The 16724-nt window shown below is 59.0% G+C and carries 16 protein-coding genes; 7 read left to right on the top strand and 9 right to left on the bottom strand.

The annotated features are described in order from the left end of the window. Positions 1–3 precede the first annotated feature (3 nt). Both ACTRWH_RS00990 and ACTRWH_RS00995 read left to right on the top strand, forming a co-directional pair. Complete coding sequence (locus ACTRWH_RS00990) at positions 4–1476, top strand: NfeD family protein (protein WP_136634117.1); 1473 nt, start codon at positions 4–6, stop codon at positions 1474–1476. A 58-nt stretch (positions 1477–1534) separates the two neighbouring features. Further along, positions 1535–2329, top strand: coding sequence for a slipin family protein (locus ACTRWH_RS00995; protein ID WP_041332783.1), 795 nt, complete (start codon positions 1535–1537; stop codon positions 2327–2329). A 66-nt stretch (positions 2330–2395) separates the two neighbouring features. Here ACTRWH_RS00995 and ACTRWH_RS01000 read toward each other — a convergent pair whose 3' ends face one another. From ACTRWH_RS01000 to ACTRWH_RS01020, 5 genes are all read right to left on the bottom strand, one after another. Then, entirely contained in the window at positions 2396–2677 is a 282-nt protein-coding gene (locus ACTRWH_RS01000; protein ID WP_007154661.1) for an Lpp/OprI family alanine-zipper lipoprotein, read from the bottom strand. 223 nt (positions 2678–2900) lie between these two features. Further along, positions 2901–3347: a L,D-transpeptidase family protein gene (locus ACTRWH_RS01005; RefSeq protein WP_226910032.1), complete on the bottom strand. Its 447-nt coding sequence runs from the start codon at positions 3345–3347 to the stop codon at positions 2901–2903. Between the two features lie 217 nt (positions 3348–3564). Continuing rightward, positions 3565–5280, bottom strand: coding sequence for a potassium/proton antiporter (locus tag ACTRWH_RS01010; protein WP_462825772.1), 1716 nt, complete (start codon positions 5278–5280; stop codon positions 3565–3567). A gap of 51 nt (positions 5281–5331) precedes the next feature. After that, positions 5332–6642, bottom strand: coding sequence for an NAD(P)/FAD-dependent oxidoreductase (locus ACTRWH_RS01015; protein WP_036207642.1), 1311 nt, complete (start codon positions 6640–6642; stop codon positions 5332–5334). A 166-nt stretch (positions 6643–6808) separates the two neighbouring features. After that, on the bottom strand, positions 6809–7414 hold the full coding sequence (locus ACTRWH_RS01020) for a TetR/AcrR family transcriptional regulator (RefSeq protein WP_085678130.1): 606 nt from the start codon (positions 7412–7414) through the stop codon (positions 6809–6811). 122 nt (positions 7415–7536) lie between these two features. Here ACTRWH_RS01020 and ACTRWH_RS01025 point away from each other — a divergent pair, with 122 nt between their 5' ends. Next, on the top strand, positions 7537–8091 hold the full coding sequence (locus ACTRWH_RS01025; RefSeq protein ID WP_075196353.1) for a carboxymuconolactone decarboxylase family protein: 555 nt from the start codon (positions 7537–7539) through the stop codon (positions 8089–8091). Positions 8092–8122: 31 nt separating this feature from the next. Here ACTRWH_RS01025 and ACTRWH_RS01030 read toward each other — a convergent pair whose 3' ends face one another. Both ACTRWH_RS01030 and ACTRWH_RS01035 read right to left on the bottom strand, forming a co-directional pair. Beyond that, on the bottom strand, positions 8123–10225 hold the full coding sequence (locus ACTRWH_RS01030; protein WP_462825773.1) for a 4Fe-4S binding protein: 2103 nt from the start codon (positions 10223–10225) through the stop codon (positions 8123–8125). Positions 10226–10362: 137 nt separating this feature from the next. Next, positions 10363–11100, bottom strand: coding sequence for a spermidine synthase (locus ACTRWH_RS01035; protein ID WP_199446841.1), 738 nt, complete (start codon positions 11098–11100; stop codon positions 10363–10365). 11 nt (positions 11101–11111) lie between these two features. Here ACTRWH_RS01035 and ACTRWH_RS01040 point away from each other — a divergent pair, with 11 nt between their 5' ends. After that, positions 11112–12059, top strand: a complete 948-nt coding sequence (locus ACTRWH_RS01040; RefSeq protein WP_227517828.1) for a putative RNA methyltransferase — start codon at positions 11112–11114, stop codon at positions 12057–12059. Here the strand turns inward: ACTRWH_RS01040 and ACTRWH_RS01045 are convergent. Continuing rightward, positions 12037–12567 (bottom strand): ankyrin repeat domain-containing protein, encoded by a 531-nt coding sequence (locus tag ACTRWH_RS01045; RefSeq protein WP_462825774.1) that lies wholly within the window; start codon positions 12565–12567, stop codon positions 12037–12039. The genes ACTRWH_RS01040 and ACTRWH_RS01045 overlap by 23 nt on opposite strands. Positions 12568–12732: 165 nt before the next feature. Here ACTRWH_RS01045 and ACTRWH_RS01050 point away from each other — a divergent pair, with 165 nt between their 5' ends. After that, on the top strand, positions 12733–13362 hold the full coding sequence (locus ACTRWH_RS01050; RefSeq protein ID WP_036207624.1) for a YbhB/YbcL family Raf kinase inhibitor-like protein: 630 nt from the start codon (positions 12733–12735) through the stop codon (positions 13360–13362). 100 nt (positions 13363–13462) lie between these two features. Here the strand turns inward: ACTRWH_RS01050 and ACTRWH_RS01055 are convergent, their stop codons facing one another. Then, the gene (locus ACTRWH_RS01055) at positions 13463–14539 is read right to left on the bottom strand and encodes a substrate-binding domain-containing protein (RefSeq protein WP_462825775.1); all 1077 of its coding nucleotides are present in this window, start codon (positions 14537–14539) and stop codon (positions 13463–13465) included. A 132-nt stretch (positions 14540–14671) separates the two neighbouring features. Here ACTRWH_RS01055 and ACTRWH_RS01060 point away from each other — a divergent pair, with 132 nt between their 5' ends. Further along, positions 14672–15163 carry a formate dehydrogenase subunit gamma gene (locus ACTRWH_RS01060; protein ID WP_036207823.1) on the top strand — a complete coding sequence of 164 codons (492 nt, stop codon included), beginning with the start codon at positions 14672–14674 and terminating at the stop codon, positions 15161–15163. Positions 15164–15180: 17 nt separating this feature from the next. After that, on the top strand, positions 15181–16719 hold the full coding sequence (locus ACTRWH_RS01065; protein WP_462825803.1) for an NADH-ubiquinone oxidoreductase-F iron-sulfur binding region domain-containing protein: 1539 nt from the start codon (positions 15181–15183) through the stop codon (positions 16717–16719). Positions 16720–16724: the final 5 nt, after the last annotated feature.

A 16724-nucleotide genomic window follows, 5' to 3' on the forward strand; every position in this document is an offset into this window, starting at 1 on the left:
GTGATGATCGCTAACCGACCCAACCAATCCAATCCCTCCGGCCGCCTGCACTGGTGGCTGGCCTTGTTCCTGCTGGGCCTGGTGCTGGCATTGGCCTCTCTGTCCCATACGGTTATCGCCCAGCAGGATGACGCTCCGAGAGGTCTTGTGTTGACCGTCGACGGGGCTATCGGCCCCGCCACCATGGATTACCTGGTGCGTGGCATTCGCCGCGCCGAGTCCGAAGGTGCCGAGTTGCTTGTTATCCGGATGGATACCCCTGGCGGTCTGATGGAATCCATGCGCGGTATCATCAAGGAGATCCTTTCTTCAGAGGTACCCGTGGTGACCTGGGTGTCGCCGGCAGGGGCGCGTGCCGCCAGCGCCGGTACCTACATTCTCTATGGCAGTCACGTGGCGGCCATGGCAGGGGCCACCCACCTGGGTTCGGCCACGCCGGTCCAGATGGGCGGGCTGCCCGGTTCCGAGGAACAGAAGCCTGCAGAAGACGCCGGGGATGCCAATCCCGATGACAAGGAAAGTGCCGGAAACGAGGAATCGGCGCAGGATGACGCCTCCGATAAACGCCGAGGCGGCACGGCCATGGAGCGTAAGGTTCTGGAAGATGCCGTCAGCTACATCCGTGGCCTGGCGGAGCGACATGGCCGCAACGCCGACTGGGCGGAGCAGGCAGTGCGCGAAGCCGTCAACCTGGGCGCCGAAGAAGCACTGGCGCAGAACGTGGTCGATGTGGTGGCTGACAACATGGACAGCCTGATGCAGCAGATCGACGGGCGCACCGTGAAAATGGCCAATGGCGAGAAAACGCTGGCCACCGCGAACATTGAATTGACGCGAGCAGACCCGGACTGGCGCACGCGACTGCTATCGGTGATCACCAATCCGAATGTCGCTTACTTCCTGATGATCATCGGCTTCTACGGCATTATCTTCGAATTATCCAACCCCGGGGCGATATTCCCGGGTGTGATTGGCGCTATCTGCCTGATCCTCGCACTGTTTGCCTTCCAGGTGCTGTCCGTCAATTACGCGGGCCTGGCGCTGATTCTGTTGGGGCTTGCCTTCATTGTCGGCGAGGCCTTTATGCCCAGCTTCGGCATACTGGGCATAGGGGGGATTGTCGCGTTTGTAGCCGGTTCCATCATACTGATGGACGGCAGCCATCAGGAGATTTCACTGCCCACCATCGGTGGCACGGCACTGGTCGCGGCCGGCTTTATCCTCTGGACCGTCATCAAGTTCATCGGCTTGCGCCGGAAGCACCCGGTCAGCGGAAGCGAACAGATTGTCCACGAGAGAGTGACCGCACTTGATGACTTTCAGGAAGACGACGGGTATTTCAGGGGGCACGTGCGCATGAGCGGTGAACGCTGGAATGCCGCCTGTAAATCCCCAGTAGGCAACGGTGACAAGCTGAGGGTGACTGCATTGGAAGGTTTGACGGTGTACGTCGAAGCCGACAAAGCGGAACCCTGACGCCGGCCTGGAGAATGTTGACAGGTTACCCGGCGATCAAGCCAACGAAGGAGGCCTTATGAACATCACAGACCTGATTCCCTATATCGCACCCACGGTGGTGCTCCTGCTGATTCTTGGGTCGGCGATCAAGATTCTGCCGGAATACGAGCGTGGCGTGGTTTTCTTCCTGGGGCGCTTTCAGGGTGTCAAAGGGCCTGGCCTGATCATCGTAATCCCAGGTATCCAACAGATAACCCGCGTGGATTTGCGTGTTATTGCGTTGGACGTGCCGAGCCAGGACGTTATCTCGAAAGACAACGTGACCGTGCGGGTCAATGCCGTGCTGTATTTCCGGGTGGTCGACCCTGAGCGTGCGATTATACGGGTCGAGGATTTCGGCTCTGCTACCAGTCAACTGGCCCAGACGACGTTGCGTTCGGTACTGGGTAAGCATGATCTCGATGAAATGCTCTCAGAGCGTGACAAGCTGAATTCGGATATCCAGAGTATTATCGACGCCCAGACCGAGGAATGGGGCATCAAGGTCGCCAACGTTGAAATCAAGCACGTGGACCTGAACGAGTCGATGATTCGTGCCATTGCCCGTCAGGCGGAGGCAGAGCGGGAGCGTCGTGCCAAGGTGATTCACGCGGAGGGTGAATTGCAGGCATCGAAAAAGCTGGTTGAAGCGGCCGAAGTTATGTCCGCCAACTCTGGAGCAATGCAGCTGCGCTACATGCAAACCCTGGCGGATATGAGCACCAACAACAGTTCCACGATTGTGTTCCCGCTGCCGATGGAAATGATGTCTGCCTTTATGAGCAAAACGCCCTCACCACAGAAGCCGAAGAGCGATAACGACGAATCCTGATGAGTGCTACCAGGCGCCCACAAAAAAGGCCGGGACGAATCCCGGCCTTTTTTTTACGTAACAGCCTTACTTCTGGCTGGCACGCTCGAGCATACGCTTGGCGCGCTCGTTGGCTTCGTTAGCAGCCTTCTGGGCAGCCTTGGCGGCAGCCAGTGCTTCGTCAGCAGTGCGCTGAGCGGAGCGTGCAGCGCTGGAAGCGCTGTTAGCGGTGTTCAGTGCATTTTCAGCGGTTTGCTCGGCGGAAGAAGCGGTTGCATTTGCTTCGTCGAGAGCGCCCTGGTCGGTTGTCGCACAACCTGCGGTCAGTGCGGTGGCCAGTGCAAACCCTGCGATCGTCAGTTTACGCATTGTATATCCCCTTATTGGTCGTTTTATTTCCTGCGTTCCAGAAGTCGTTGGTGCAGACATTCTGTCAAAACGGGGTCGTTAGCGCTTGGCCAACGACATCGTCAAACAGTGTAAATCAGTCTAGACAGAAATGTTAACTAAGGATACGTAAAAGTTCCTAGGTTATGACAACAACTTAATATTGCAGCAAGAATCTACGCATGAAGCGGGGATTGGATCAGTGTCAGGGGACAATCCGTATTGGCGTACCATCAGCCACCAATTGCCAGATTTCGTCCATTTCCTCGTTACTGACGGCGATGCAACCATCGGTCCAGTCCAATCCGAGGAAAGCGAATGCCATATCACCGGCCTCGTTTGGCAAACCATGAATCATGATGCTACCGCCGGGATCGAGCCCCCAGGCAGAAGCCTGCTCGCGGTCTTCAGCATTGGGATAGGAAATGTGGATGGATTTGTAGAAATCGCTGTTGGAGTTACGCCAATCCAGCACATATTTACCTTCGGGGGTGCGCTTATCCCCTTCGTAGAGCTTGTGCCCCGAGGGGTTGTCGCCCAGCCCGATACGGTAGCTGCGCACCACCTGGTCACCGGACAGCAGGTAAAGCCTGCGCTCTTCCTTACGAACCAGAACCTCGCTGACTTCCGGCGTTTCATCCATGGCACCCATCGGCAGCTCCGATGCCGATAGCGGGGATAGGGGCGCCAGCAACAACGAGAAAGCAAAGGCCAGAAAGCTGGCAATGGCAACTGAGGACCGGCCGGTGCCGGAGAGTGAAATCGACATTTTCAGTAGCATAAGGAGTCAATGATTAATCTTTGTACACTTTATAGCACAGGACTTTTGTTAATCGAACCAGGGTTTTGAGTGTTTTTGTTAAAGATTTTTATTGGTTGTCCATTTTCAGGCCTACCTTCGTCACCCGGTCGGCCTCGGTTGCCCTTGCGACCAGGGTAACGGGGCCCAGTACCACCTTGTCGCCCACCACCGGATGCCCTTTGGTGCGCCGTGCAAAGCACTCCGCCAGGGACAATTCTGGGGGCAGCTGGTCAAACTCGATGCCGTAGACCTGCTCGACATCCCCCAGCAGAGCATCGCCATTGAGCACGAAGTCGCCAAAGAAGGCGCGCTCGGCGAGGTATTTGGGGGCATGGCGACCGCTGAGGGCTTTGCCCAGCTCGGACAGCATCGCTGGCGTTGCAAACATTGCCAGTACATCGCCGCTGGCGACTTCCATATCCGGGCTTGGCTGATAACACGTCCGTTTGCGGAAAACGCCAGCAATGGCCGTGTTGTCCGGTAACCGGAGCTGGCCCAGGGGTCTGGGTGACTCCCAGGCGCCGCCCCGGAGCGGAAACAGCATCAGTTCGTGATCCCCGGCGGCCGGGACATCGAGGGGCAGGCGGCGGTAGGGATCTTCACCGGCGGGGACTTCCAGTCGCAGCTTCCTGGCCAGTGGCGCCATGGTGGTCCCCTGAACCACCAGCGACACCAGTACGATGAAGAAGGCGACATGGAAGATGAGCTGCGCCTCCGGCAGCCCGGCGATGATCGGGAATAACGCCAGCACAATGGGCACGGCGCCTCGCAAACCAACCCAGCTGATAAAGCCCAGCTCGCGTTGATTAAAGCCGAACGGCCAGAGTGTCGCCATCACCGTCAGCGGCCGGATCAGGAAAATCAGCGCCAGCGCCAGGACCAGACCGCCCCCGGCGAGAGGCAACAGTTCCGAGGGCGTGACCAACAACCCCAGCATCAGGAACAGGCATAGCTGGGCCAGCCAGGCCAGGCCATCGTGAACCTGGAGAATCATCGGCATCATTCGAACCGGGCGGTTGCCAACCACCACACCGGCCAGATAGATCGCCAGGAAACCGCTGCCTCCGAGCGCGTTGGTGCCGGAGAACACCATGATGCCGGCGGCCACCACCAGCAAAGGGTATAGCGACGGGGTCAGCCGAACCCGGTTGGCCAGTTCCACCACGATGAAACCACCGGCGACGCCTACCGCACCGCCAATGCCGAATTGCTTCACCAGCATCATCAGCGCCATCCAGCCTTCGGATGTTCCGCCTGCCTCAATCATGGTGACCAGCATCAGGGTCAGGAAAATCGCCATCGGGTCGTTGCTGCCGGACTCGATTTCCAGGGTTGCACTGACCCGTTCGTTCAAATGAAGGCCGCGCCCCTGAAGCAGTGAAAACACTGCCGCTGCATCGGTGGAGGAGATAATGGCGCCAATCAGCAGTGCTGTCAGCCAGTGCATGTCGAACACCCACCAGGCCACCAGGCCGGCCCCGGAGGCGGTCAGGAATACGCCAACGGAAGCGAGGACCAATGCCGGGCGGAGACCGACACGAAAGGTTTCTGCCCGGGTGCGCATGCCGCCATCCAGCAGGATCACGCCGAGTGCCAGGTTGGCAATCAGGAACGCCAGCTCGAAGTCGTCGAAGAGGATGCCACCGGGACCGTCTTCCCCCATGATCATGCCCACCACGAGAAAAATCAGCAGTACCGGCATGCCCAGCCTGCTGGACAGCGGGCTGAGCATGATGCTGATGACCAGCATCAGAGCGCCGATCAGAGTAACTAGCGGATCCATTCCTGCTCCGGCCTGGGAATATGTCTCGATGATAGCAGGGTCACGAGCGGATCAGTGCAGTTTCAGGCGCGGGTGCATGGCCCGGCTTATCCGGTCCATCAACCAGATGATTCCGGTTCGAACGACGCCGTGCAGCGCGACCTGGTGCATGCGGTAGAGCGACAGGTAAAACAGGCGCGCGACTTTGCCCTCGATGTACATACTGCGACCGGAGAGATTCCCCATCAGGTTCCCCACGGTGGTGTAGCGGCTGAAATTGATCAGCGAACCATGGTCGTTGTAGACAAACGGAACCGCCTCACGGCCTTCCAGTCGATGACACAGGGTCTTGAAAAGAGTGTCCGCCTGCTGGTGCGCGGATTGAGCACGCGGTGGTACGGGCCGTTCTGACTGGGGCTGGGGGCACTCCGCGCAATCGCCAAAGGCAAAGATGTCCGGAGCCGTGGTGGCCTCCAGGGTTTGCTTCACCTTGATCTGGTTGCCACGGTTCGTTTCCAGGCCGTCCAGTGTTGCCAGGAACGCAGGCGCCTTGATGCCGGCGGCCCAGATGGTCATCTCCGAGGCGATTTCCGTGCCGTCTTTGAGCACCACCACGCCATCGCGGACTTCGCTGACGGGTTCGCCAGTCATCACCCTGACATTCTGGTGATCCAGTTCGCGGGTTGCAGCCTCGGAGAGCCGGGCCGGCAGCGCCGGCAGAATGCGGTCAGCGGCTTCGACAACGGTAATGGATACATCCTCCGGCCGCAGGTGATTCATACCGTATATGGGCAGTTCCCTGGAAGCCAGTCGCAGTTCCGCTGCCAGTTCAACGCCGGTTGCGCCGGCGCCAATGATGGTGATGGGCAGTTCATGGCCATTGCCGGATTGGGCATCGTGGTTCTTACGCAAAAATGCGTTAAGCATCAGGTTGTGGAAACGCCGGGCCTGGTTGAGGCTGTCCAGGAACAGGCAATGATCCTGGGCGCCGGGGGTTCCGAAGTCGTTCGCTGTACTGCCCACGGCAATCACCAGGGTGTCATAACCGATGCGGCGTTCCGGCACGACTTCGCCGCCGTCCTCATCGTGGAATGGCGCGATGATCACTTCCCTGGCGTTGTGATCCAGGCCGTTCATGCGCCCGAGCTGGAATTCATAGTGATGCTTGCGTGCGTGGGCCCGGTAGTTGATTTCGTTGGCGTTGGCATCAAGCGAGCCGGAGGCCACTTCGTGAAGCAGGGGTTTCCAGACGTGGGTCAGGCCGGCGTCGACCAGGGTGATACGGGCTTTGCGTTTCTTTCCGAGTTTGTTACCGAGGCGGGTGGCCAGCTCAAGACCGCCCGCGCCGCCGCCTACGACGACGATGTGATGCAGATTATCCATGACAAGGGTTCCTGAAGTGAAGATAGCCAAGAACTCTCGTCAAAAACCCTTGGCTGTCCTCACTGGGGAAGGCAACGACACAGAGCGGTAATGCTAACGCACTGTTGTGACAGGGACAATTCGCCGTTAGTACCTATATCCGGGGCAGGCCCTGAGCGGGCGGGGCCTAGTGGCGGGCACGATAGTGATCGAGCATGGCTGCCATGTCTTCGGCAAGCTCAGCGACCTGTTCAGAGCTGATCTCCCGCTGGGCAAAAGACCGGAGGCCAATGATCTGTGCCTGAAGCAGTCTTGCCAGCCGGGCACAATGGGTTCCTGGTGCCAGCTCGCCCTGGCGTTTCGACTGCTCCAGAAGTTCAGTCAGGGCCTGCTCAATAGCGCTCAGGATCGAGTTCGCCTGGTTTGCAATGGCCGTATTGGTGTTACTGGCTTCGAGCAGGGTTTTAACGACCATGCAGGCGCGGGATGGCGACTCGCCGCCGGGGCTGGCCTGTCGTGCGATGCAACGAAGGTGCTCCTGCAGCCCGTCCATCACCGACGGACTTCCAGCCAGGTGCTCGCGCAGTTCCAGCCCGCTTCTCTGTGCATAGGCAGCCAGCGCTTCGCTGAACAGTCCATCCTTGCTGCCAAAGGTTGCATAAATGCTGCCAGGGCGCATGTCCAGAGCCTGCTCAATCTGCTTCATGGAAGCGCCGGCATAGCCCCGCTCCCAAAACAGGTTCATTGCTTTGTCTAGCGCGATTTGTCGATCGTAACGAGCGTTTCTGGCCATGGGTACCTGCCAACGACGGGTGATTTAATTCCTCGTAATGATAACTTGAGTGATCGCTCAAAAACAGTTACCGTGGGTCTGTAATTGAATGAACGCTCAATATTAACCGAAAGGAGAGTGTTATGACGGATTTCACCATCCACGATGTCGAATCGGCGCCCGAAAAATCAAAACCGCTTCTGGAAAATTCAGTCAAGGGCTTTGGCATGATTCCCAGTTTGCACGGGATCATGGCAGAAGCACCAGGAACTCTTGAGGGTTATCAGACCTTGCACCGGTTGGTGCTGGAAAGCAGTTTTGACAATGATGAGAAAACCGTTGTCTGGCAGACCATCAACGTAGAGAATGCCTGCCATTACTGCGTACCGGCGCACACCGGAATCGCCAAGATGATGGAAGTGTCGGACGACATCATCAACGCGTTGCGCGACGAGACGCCACTGCCCAGTGACAAGCTTGAAGCCCTGAGGACGTTCACGCTGGCTGTCATGCACAAGAAAGGCAATGTCGGTAAGGAAGACCTGGATGCGTTCTATGGTGCTGGCTACAAGCATCGTCAGGTACTGGAAGTGATCCTGGTGCTGTCCCAGAAAGTCATGAGCAACTACATCAACCACATTGCGGAAACGCCGGTTGACGAGCCATTCCAGAAGTTTGCCTGGGAAAAGAAGAAGTAACGGAACGATTCCCTGACGCTACGGGTGCGGTTCAGCCCGCATCCGTTGCCAGTATTTGCGCCTGGCGCTGGCGTTTCTTCTCCAGCACCTTGTCCACGCATTGGCTCTGGTCTTTCAGAATCACCACGCACTCCAGGCACTGGATGCATTCGTTGTAGTCAATCCGGCCATCTTTATGGATCGCATTGATTCCGCAACTGTTCTTGCAGTGCTGGCAAGGCTTGCCGCACAGCTCCACCCGGTCGAGCCAACTGAACAGGCGCAGCTTGCCCAGAACCGCCAGGCCGGCCCCGAGCGGGCAAAGGTAGCGGCAGTAGAACTTGTGGATGAACATGCCCACCACCAGCAGGCCAACGGCATAGGCCACGAACGGCCAATAACGCACGAAGATGAGCGTGATGCCGGTTTTGAACGGTTCCACTTCCACCAGCTTCTCCGCCAGTTCCAGTGAATAGAACGCCGTTCCCACCAGCACCAGGAGTATCGGGTACTTCAATAGAATCAGCCGCCGATGCCATTTTTCCGGTACTTTCACCTGGCGGAACTTCAGTTTCTCGCCCAACCAGGCCGACATCTCCTGCAACGCGCCAAAGGGGCATAGCCAGCCACAGAACAGCCCGCGCCCCCAGACAAACAGGCTGATAAAGGTGTAGGTCCACAGGATAAACAGCACCGGGTCCATCAGGAATACGTTGAGTGAAAAACCGTCCCAGATGGCCAGGAACAGGGTGTAGATATTCACCACCGAAAGCTGACCCTGAGCATAGAAGCCGATAAAGAACAGGGTGAAGAACAGAAAGCCCCAGCGGAACCGATGCACCAGTTTCGGATATTGGCTCAGGGTGCGCTGGCGGGCGAAGAACACCGTCAACAGGGTGAGACTGAGGACCAACAGGGAAATGGTCAACCAGCGTTCCTTCCATAGCCCGATCCACACCGGTTGGCGATTGTCTTCTGGCCGAGGTGTCACCTCGACGGCTTCGAACAGCTCCTGCGCAAAGGCCATCGGGATCTCCAGCTCGGTGCTGTCGGCAACCAGGTGATTCTTCCGCAATGTGACGCCCAGCTTCAGAGTCGCTTCGGCACCGGGATTGAAGCCTGCGTTGCCGCCGACCCGGAACAGGGTTGTCCGGGCGAACTCCGGCATGCCGTCGGCGTTGATCTGTATGTTCTGGTCGAACACGTTGATATCGCGAATGTCCAGCGACAGACTATTTTGCTGCAATCCCAGGCGATCCGGTGAGCTTCCTGGGGTGAAGTCATCCGGTAGGTGTGGGTAAAGTCCGCGGGACATGACGGCCAGTATCTGGGCGTCTGGCCCCGTCTTTTCTTTCAGCCGCTGGAAACCTTCGTCGCCCAACAGATTGCGGCCCACCATTGGTGCGTTGATGTAGCCGAAAAACAGCTCGGCGAAAGGCTCGCCAGGGTCAGGTTGCGACGCCTCGGGATAATCCACCAGGGGCGAGCCCAGTTTCTGTTCGATCGCCGCAGAGCTGATACGCCAGTGGCCGATGTACCCCCGTTCGAACAGTTGCGCCCACGACAGCGGTTGGTAGAGATCGGTTTTCGCCCGGGTAGGCGCTTCCTGAGTAAATCCGGCGAGCTTCTTTCGAGCCACCTTGAGGGCCGAGGAAAGAACCGTGTCGTTGATGATCAGCACGGACACCGTGGCCTTACTCACGCCGTCGAAATGCACCACGTTGCCGTCCGGGCTTTTGCCGCTGCGAGAGCCTGACGTGTCAATAACAATCTGTTCGGTGAGGGAGCGGCCCTCGTACTGGTCGATGAACTCGAACAGTGGCTCTTCGCCAAGTCCATGAAGAAACACCGGTTCGTGATGGTTGAGAATGCGAATGCCGGTAAAGCGGCCGCGGCTGTCGAGCCCGATCAACATGCTGACGGGTTTCCCGGCAAAGCCCTGGAGTGGACTGATATCGCGGGATTCGTAGGCGTAGCCTATCAGCTCCTGAAGCTGATACACCGGGTACACCGGGTAGTCCGGCAACCGGTCACGAATGTCTGTGGCCTTGGGGAATAGTTCCTGGATTAACGTCTGCTTCTCATCGTCCAGGGCGCCATACGTCGCCAGGGGAAAACAGGCTAGGACCAACAGCAGCAATAGCCGCAAGGGCATGGTCTCTCTCCATCGATTTCTTGTTGTTGGTCAGATCCATGCTAGAGATTTGCCATGCGGGCACAATGCGACCTCCGGGCCGGGCAGGTGCTACTTTGTGAGGAGAAATGGAGGCTGAGAAGGAAAGCAGAGGTCGATCAGTTCAGGCGAATCACCCGCCCCATTAAACGTCGCCAGTCGATAGGCAGGCGGTTTTCCAGCGCCACCAGGGTGGGGTCTTTGGTGTGCAGGGCTTCAAAGGGGCGCTTGCTGGCGAAGATCACCGTGTTGTTGGTTTTACTCTTGAACAGCAGGAGGACTGCAAACCCCGCGCGCAGCTGGTGGAACAACGGACCATTGATGTCCGGCGTGCGGTGATAATTGATGGCGAGCCAGCCGTCGTCGCCAAGTACCCGGCTGCATTGTCTGATAAACTGCCGCTGGGCCTGGGCCGGGCTCATGCGGTCGGAGTTGTACATGTCGGCCAGGATGAGGTCGCTGCTACCGTCCGGCGCTTTGCCGAGGGCGTCCCTGGCATCGCCGATGGTCATTGTCAGGTTGTCGGAATGCGGCAGGCTGAAGTATTCGCGGGCCACCTCCAGCACCCGGGGCCGCAATTCCACCGCGTGTACCTGGCAGTCAGGCAGCAGGTGCAACAGCGCACTGGCCATCACGCCGCCGCCGAGGCCAAGAATCGTGGCGTGTGCGGGCTGTGCAAAGGCAACTGGCAACAGCATGGCGCGGCTGTACTCATGAACGGGAAGATGGGGCCTGCGGCGATCTATCTTGCTTTGCTCAAACACCGAATCAAAGGTCATCACCCGATGTTTGCGATAGTCGACCACCAGAATGCCACCGAGTGCGTCCCGGGTGTAATGGATAATCTCGCCCTTCACGGTGGCGTCCCTTGTCTGATCGCTGCGTCGTTATTCTGGGCATTTGCCCGCTGGTTCTCAAGCCGGATGGTAACTCCGGAGGTTTCCTGCCCATGAGCACGGACGCGTTCAACGCCCTCGCCTGCCCGCTGGATGGTGACCCTCTCAGCAATTCTGGTACTTGCTGGCAGTGCCCGGCTGGCCACAGTTTCGATGTCGCCCGCCAGGGCTACCTGCATCTGCTGCCGGTACAGAAGAAGCGTTCGCTGGACCCGGGTGATAGCAAGGAGATGGTGGCGGCTCGACAGCGTTTCCTCAACGCCGGTTACTACCGGCCGGTTGCCGAGGCCGTCAGCAAAGCTGTGATGCCCGGCAATGCCAGCGACACCAGGCTGGCCTGTCTGGACGCAGGGTGCGGTGAGGGCTACTACCTGCGGCAACTGGTGGCGGAAAACCCGGAAGCGTCGTTCTCGCTGATGGGCTTGGATATCTCCAAATGGGCCACCCTGGCCGCCGCCAAACAGGACAAGCGCCCGCGCTGGGTGGTGGGCAGCAATGCCAACCTGCCGGTATTGCCTGGCACCCTGGACCGCGTACTCTGCCTGTTCGGCTTTCCCGTCTACAGCGAATTTGCCCGTGTGCTCAAACCCGGCGGCATCCTGATCCAGGCCGACGCTGGCCCCGATCACCTGCGGGAACTGCGGGAGATTATCTATCCGTCGCTCAAACCCGAAAAGCCGCCAGCTGTTGACGTGCCTGAAGGTTTTTTGAGTCTGGGGACAGAGACGATTCGTTATTCACTGACCCTGGAAAGCCAGGAGGCGATTGCCGATCTGCTGGCGATGACGCCGCATTTTTACCGGGCGCCTGCGGAGGGGCGGGTTCGTGCCGAGACACTCGAAACCCTGGCGGTGACGGTCGAAGTCACGCTGAGGCGTTTTGTTCGTGATTCTGCCGCTACGACGACAACGCCCCGATAGCCTCGTTCGCTTCCATGGTCCGGGCCAGATCCTCTGCCGTTTGCCCATCCTCATCTTTCAACGAGTTATCCGCGCCTGCTTCCAGCAAACGCCCAATCATATCCACCCGATTGAACATGGCGGCGACCATCAGCGGTGTTTTGGCGCCTGCCGGGCGATGGTCGACGTCGGCGCCGGAGGTCAGCAGCAGGTCTACAATGTCGGTATTGCCCTGATACACCGCGCTGGCCAGGGGCGTTTGTAGCTGGTCGTTGGCCAGGTTGGGGTCGGCACCCTGTTCCAGCAGCAGGCGCGCGGTGTCTTTGTGGCCGTTGCTGCAGGCGAGCATCAGCAGGCTGTCACCGGTGTTGGTGCGGATGTCCACGGGTACGCCGGCGTTGAGCATCACGCTGAGGGGGCCGGCACCACCATTCCGGGCCAGTTCGAACAACCCCTGGGCGAAAGCAATGGCGTCTTCGTCCTGTTGATTGTCGGGGTTCTGGGGCCTGGTTGGCTTGTCGTGGCTCATGGTTTTCCTCTGGTTTCATAGCGAATCTTGAGCAACCGTAACACGCCTGGAGCCAGCCAAGAATTGGACTTGGGTACGGTATGGATCTGGACAGACCCACAACGCCACTGTTAAAACCGTGCTATCAGGTAAGCAAAACCATCAAGGGTACAGGAGAACAGGACTGTGAAAATCAAGGTTCGAGGTATTGAAGAAGGCCAGCCGGTGCCGGAGAAATTCGCGTTTGGTGTCTACAGCGAACAGGACCACATGAGCTTTGGCCCCAACCGCAACCCGGAACTGGTCTGGGAGGACGCGCCGGAGGGCACCAGGAGTTTCGTGGTGATGATGTTTGACCCGGACGTGCCCAGCGTGGCGGACGACGTCAATCAGGAAGGCAAAACCGTGTCGAAGGACATTCCCCGGGTGGATTTCTTCCACTGGCTGCTGGTGGACGTGCCGGCCGCCACGTCCCGCATCCCCGAGGGCGAGGACAGCGATGGTGTGATTCCCAAGGGAAAGGAGCCCGGTCCGGGCCCGATCGGTATTCGTGGCGTGAACAACTACACCCAGTTCCTGGCTGGCAATCCCGACATGGCAGGAACCTATGCCGGTTACGATGGTCCCTGTCCGCCCTGGAACGATGAGATCCTCCATCATTACCACTACGAAGTGCACGCGCTGGATGTTGAAACTCTGGGGCTGGATGGTGAGTTCGATGGTGCCGCAGTTCGTGAAGCCATGGCAGGTCACGTTCTGGCCAGCGCCCGGGTGACCGGTACCTACACGCTGAATCCGGATTTACGTAAAGACTGAGCAGCCACAGGCTGGCGCCATCCGCAAGAAAGCCGGAATGTCGGGTGACCGACGTCCGGCTTTTTTATGCGAGACCATTTAAGGGGATTTTCGACTCGGTTCAGCCTGTGCCTGCGAGTAACTGTTCAAAGGTAGTGATGGTTCCCGGACTGTCCGGCTCATAGCCGGGAAGGTGTTCGATCCGATCGATAAAGGCCTGCGAGCGCATCAGCTCAATCAGGTGCGACAGGTTGTCCTGCCCCAGCCGCTCTTCATGGCAGAGCAGGAGGTAGTGCTCGCTGGCCATTTCCACGAAATCAAGGTTGAACTGGCTGGCCGCCGCTTCCACGCCGAAGCCTACATCCGCCATTCCCGACGCGACAAAGGCAGCGACGGCAGTGTGTGTGAACTCGTGCTGAGGCGAGCGGTTGATGCTCTTTTCAGTGAGACCCGCCTGACGTAGCAGAAGGTTGAACAGGATGCGGGTGCCGGAATGGCGGTCACGGCCGATAAATCGGAGCCCGGAAGCGGCCAGCTCCGACAGGTTATGGACCTTCACCGGGGCGTCCTTGCGCATCATCAGGCCTTCGCGCCGGGTGACAAAACGAATCAGCCGGAATCGTTTGCCGGCCAGTTGATGCTGGTAATGGGCCATGATTTCCCGGGCCCGTTCCGGGCAGGTGGGAAAGTGAAAGCTTGCCAGGTCGCATTCGCCGCGATTGAGGGCGGTCAGTGCCTCTTCGGGGTTGCGGTATTGGAGGTTGACTTCAACGCGGTCTGAGAACTCCGGGAGCAGGGCCACGGCATACCCATGACTGGCGTGAAGACGAAGGACCGGGTGCTCACCGGCCAGCAGTTGCTGGATCTGGTCGTTAAATTCGGACGCCATGCTGTCGATCTGAGGCCCGAGCCGGGCTTTGACCCGCTGATCTGCCCACAGCAATTTCTCGCCCAGGGCGGACAGCTCGGTGCCGTGCCCCTTGCGCATGATCACCAGTGGCATTCCGAAAACATCGGAACTGCGATTGAGCAAGTTCCAGGCGTGGCGGTAAGACACGCCGGCCGCCTCTGCCGCCGCGGTCAGTTTGCCACTGTCGCGGATCGTTTCGAGCAGGCGGAATAATACCGGCTCGAACAGCTCACCGTTATCGGTTCGGAAGACCCAGGTAGGGGAAATAGACAGCCTTTTCTTATGCATTCCTATTCATATTCCGTCGGCGATGATGGAGTGGTAGCGTATGGCTATTACTGTTCAGATACTGTAACAGAACAAGAAATAATAGGAACAAGTATGCATATGTCAGAGGTGAATCAGCAATCACTCGGCGCCATGGCTTACGCCCGCGACTGGACACCTGACATGGTCCGGGCGGAAATGGACGCCCTGAAACACAAGCCTGGCGCCCTGCTCCCCATCCTGCACGCCGTCCAGAACCGGATTGGTTACATCCCTGAGGGCGCCGTGGCCATCATCGCTGAGGCGCTGCAGCAGACCCGTGCCGAAGTCCATGGTGTGATCAGTTTCTACCACCATTTCCGCACTCATCCGGTGGGCAGCAAGGTGATTCACGTGTGTCGCGCCGAGGCCTGTCAGGCCATGGGTGGGCGCATGCTTGAAGCGCATATCAAGGACCGCCTGGGGGTGGACTATCACGGCACCTCAGCCGACAACGAGTTTACCCTGGAGCCTGTCTACTGCCTGGGCAACTGCGCCTGTGCCCCTTCCATCCGCGTGAATGACGATATCCACGGCCGCATGACGCCGCAGAAGTTTGATCGCCTGGCGGACAAGCTCACCACGTCCGCGCTGGACATCCGGTAATCACGGGAGCATCGATGATGGCAACCAGAATCTACGTGCCCTGCGATACCACCGCCCTGTCCATGGGGGCGGATAACGTGGCGAGACTGATAGAACACCATGCCAGAGTTCAGGGTGTGGCTATTGAACTGGTTCGTAACGGTTCCCGAGGGTTGTTCTGGCTTGAACCTATGGTGGAAGTCGAGACGGCCAGCGGCCGGATCGGCTATGGCCCGGTGGAACCGGATGACGTTCAGGGGCTGGTGGAGGCCGGGTTGTTCGATGGTGCGTCCGGCCATCCTCTGTTTCTTGGCCCGGTGGCCGATATTCCCTACCTGAAACGCCAGCAACGCCTGACTTTTTCCCGTATTGGCATCACCGATCCGCTGTCGATTACCGACTATCGTGATCATGGCGGCTTTGACGGCCTGGAAACGGCGATCAGCGTGGAGCCCCAGGGCATTGTCGACGAGGTCAAAGCCTCCGGCCTCCGTGGTCGGGGTGGCGCAGCCTTTCCCACCGGTATCAAGTGGCAGACCGTACACGATGAGCCCTGGCAGCAGCAGAAGTACGTCGTCTGCAACGCCGATGAGGGTGATTCCGGCACCTTCGCAGACCGGCTCGCCATGGAATGTGACCCTTACATGCTGATCGAAGGCATGACCATTGCCGGGCTGGCGGTTGGGGCGACCCAGGGATTCATCTATCTGCGGTCGGAATACCCGGTGGCGCACCGCATTCTGAATGAAGCGATCCGTCGTGCCGAAGCCGAAGGCTATCTGGGCCAGGATGTTCGGGGCAGCGGTCGTGCCTTCGATCTGGAAGTGCGGCTGGCGGCGGGCGCCTACATCTGTGGTGAGGAGACCTCGCTGTTGGAAAGCCTGGAGGGCAAGCGCGGCCTGGTTCGAGCAAAGCCGCCCCTGCCCGCGATCAAAGGGCTGTTCGGCCAGCCCACCGTGGTCAATAACGTACTGTCGTTTGCCGCCGTACCGTTCATTCTGGCTCAGGGTAGCCATGCTTATGCGGACTACGGTATGGGGAAATCACGGGGCACCCTGCCGATCCAGTTGGCGGGCAACATCCGCCAGGGCGGCCTGATCGAACTGGCTTTTGGCGTTAGTTTGCGGGAGATCCTCGAAGATTTCGGTGGCGGCACCTTCTCGGGCCGCCCCATGAAAGCGGTCCAGGTGGGCGGCCCGCTGATGGCGTATATGCCGGAAAGTCAGTGGAACACGCCCATGGATTACGAGGCCTTCGGCCAGCTTGGCGCGGGTATCGGCCATGGCGGCGTGGTGGTGTTTGACGACACCGTGGACATGGGAGAGCAGGCCCGGTTCGCCATGGAGTTCTGCACCGTGGAGTCCTGCGGCAAATGCACGCCCTGCCGGATCGGATCGGTGCGTGGTGTGGAAGTGATTGACCGGATACGCGCCGGTGAGAACCGTGAGGCCAATCTGGTTCTGCTGGAAGAGCTGTGCGAGACCATGGTCGACGGGTCCCTGTGTGCAATGGGGGGCATGACCCCGTTCCCGGTACAGAGCGTGATGACACATTTCCCGGACGACCTGACGGCCTGACCGAC

This window comes from Marinobacter sp. G5_S1_61_S3, assembly GCF_054968585.1.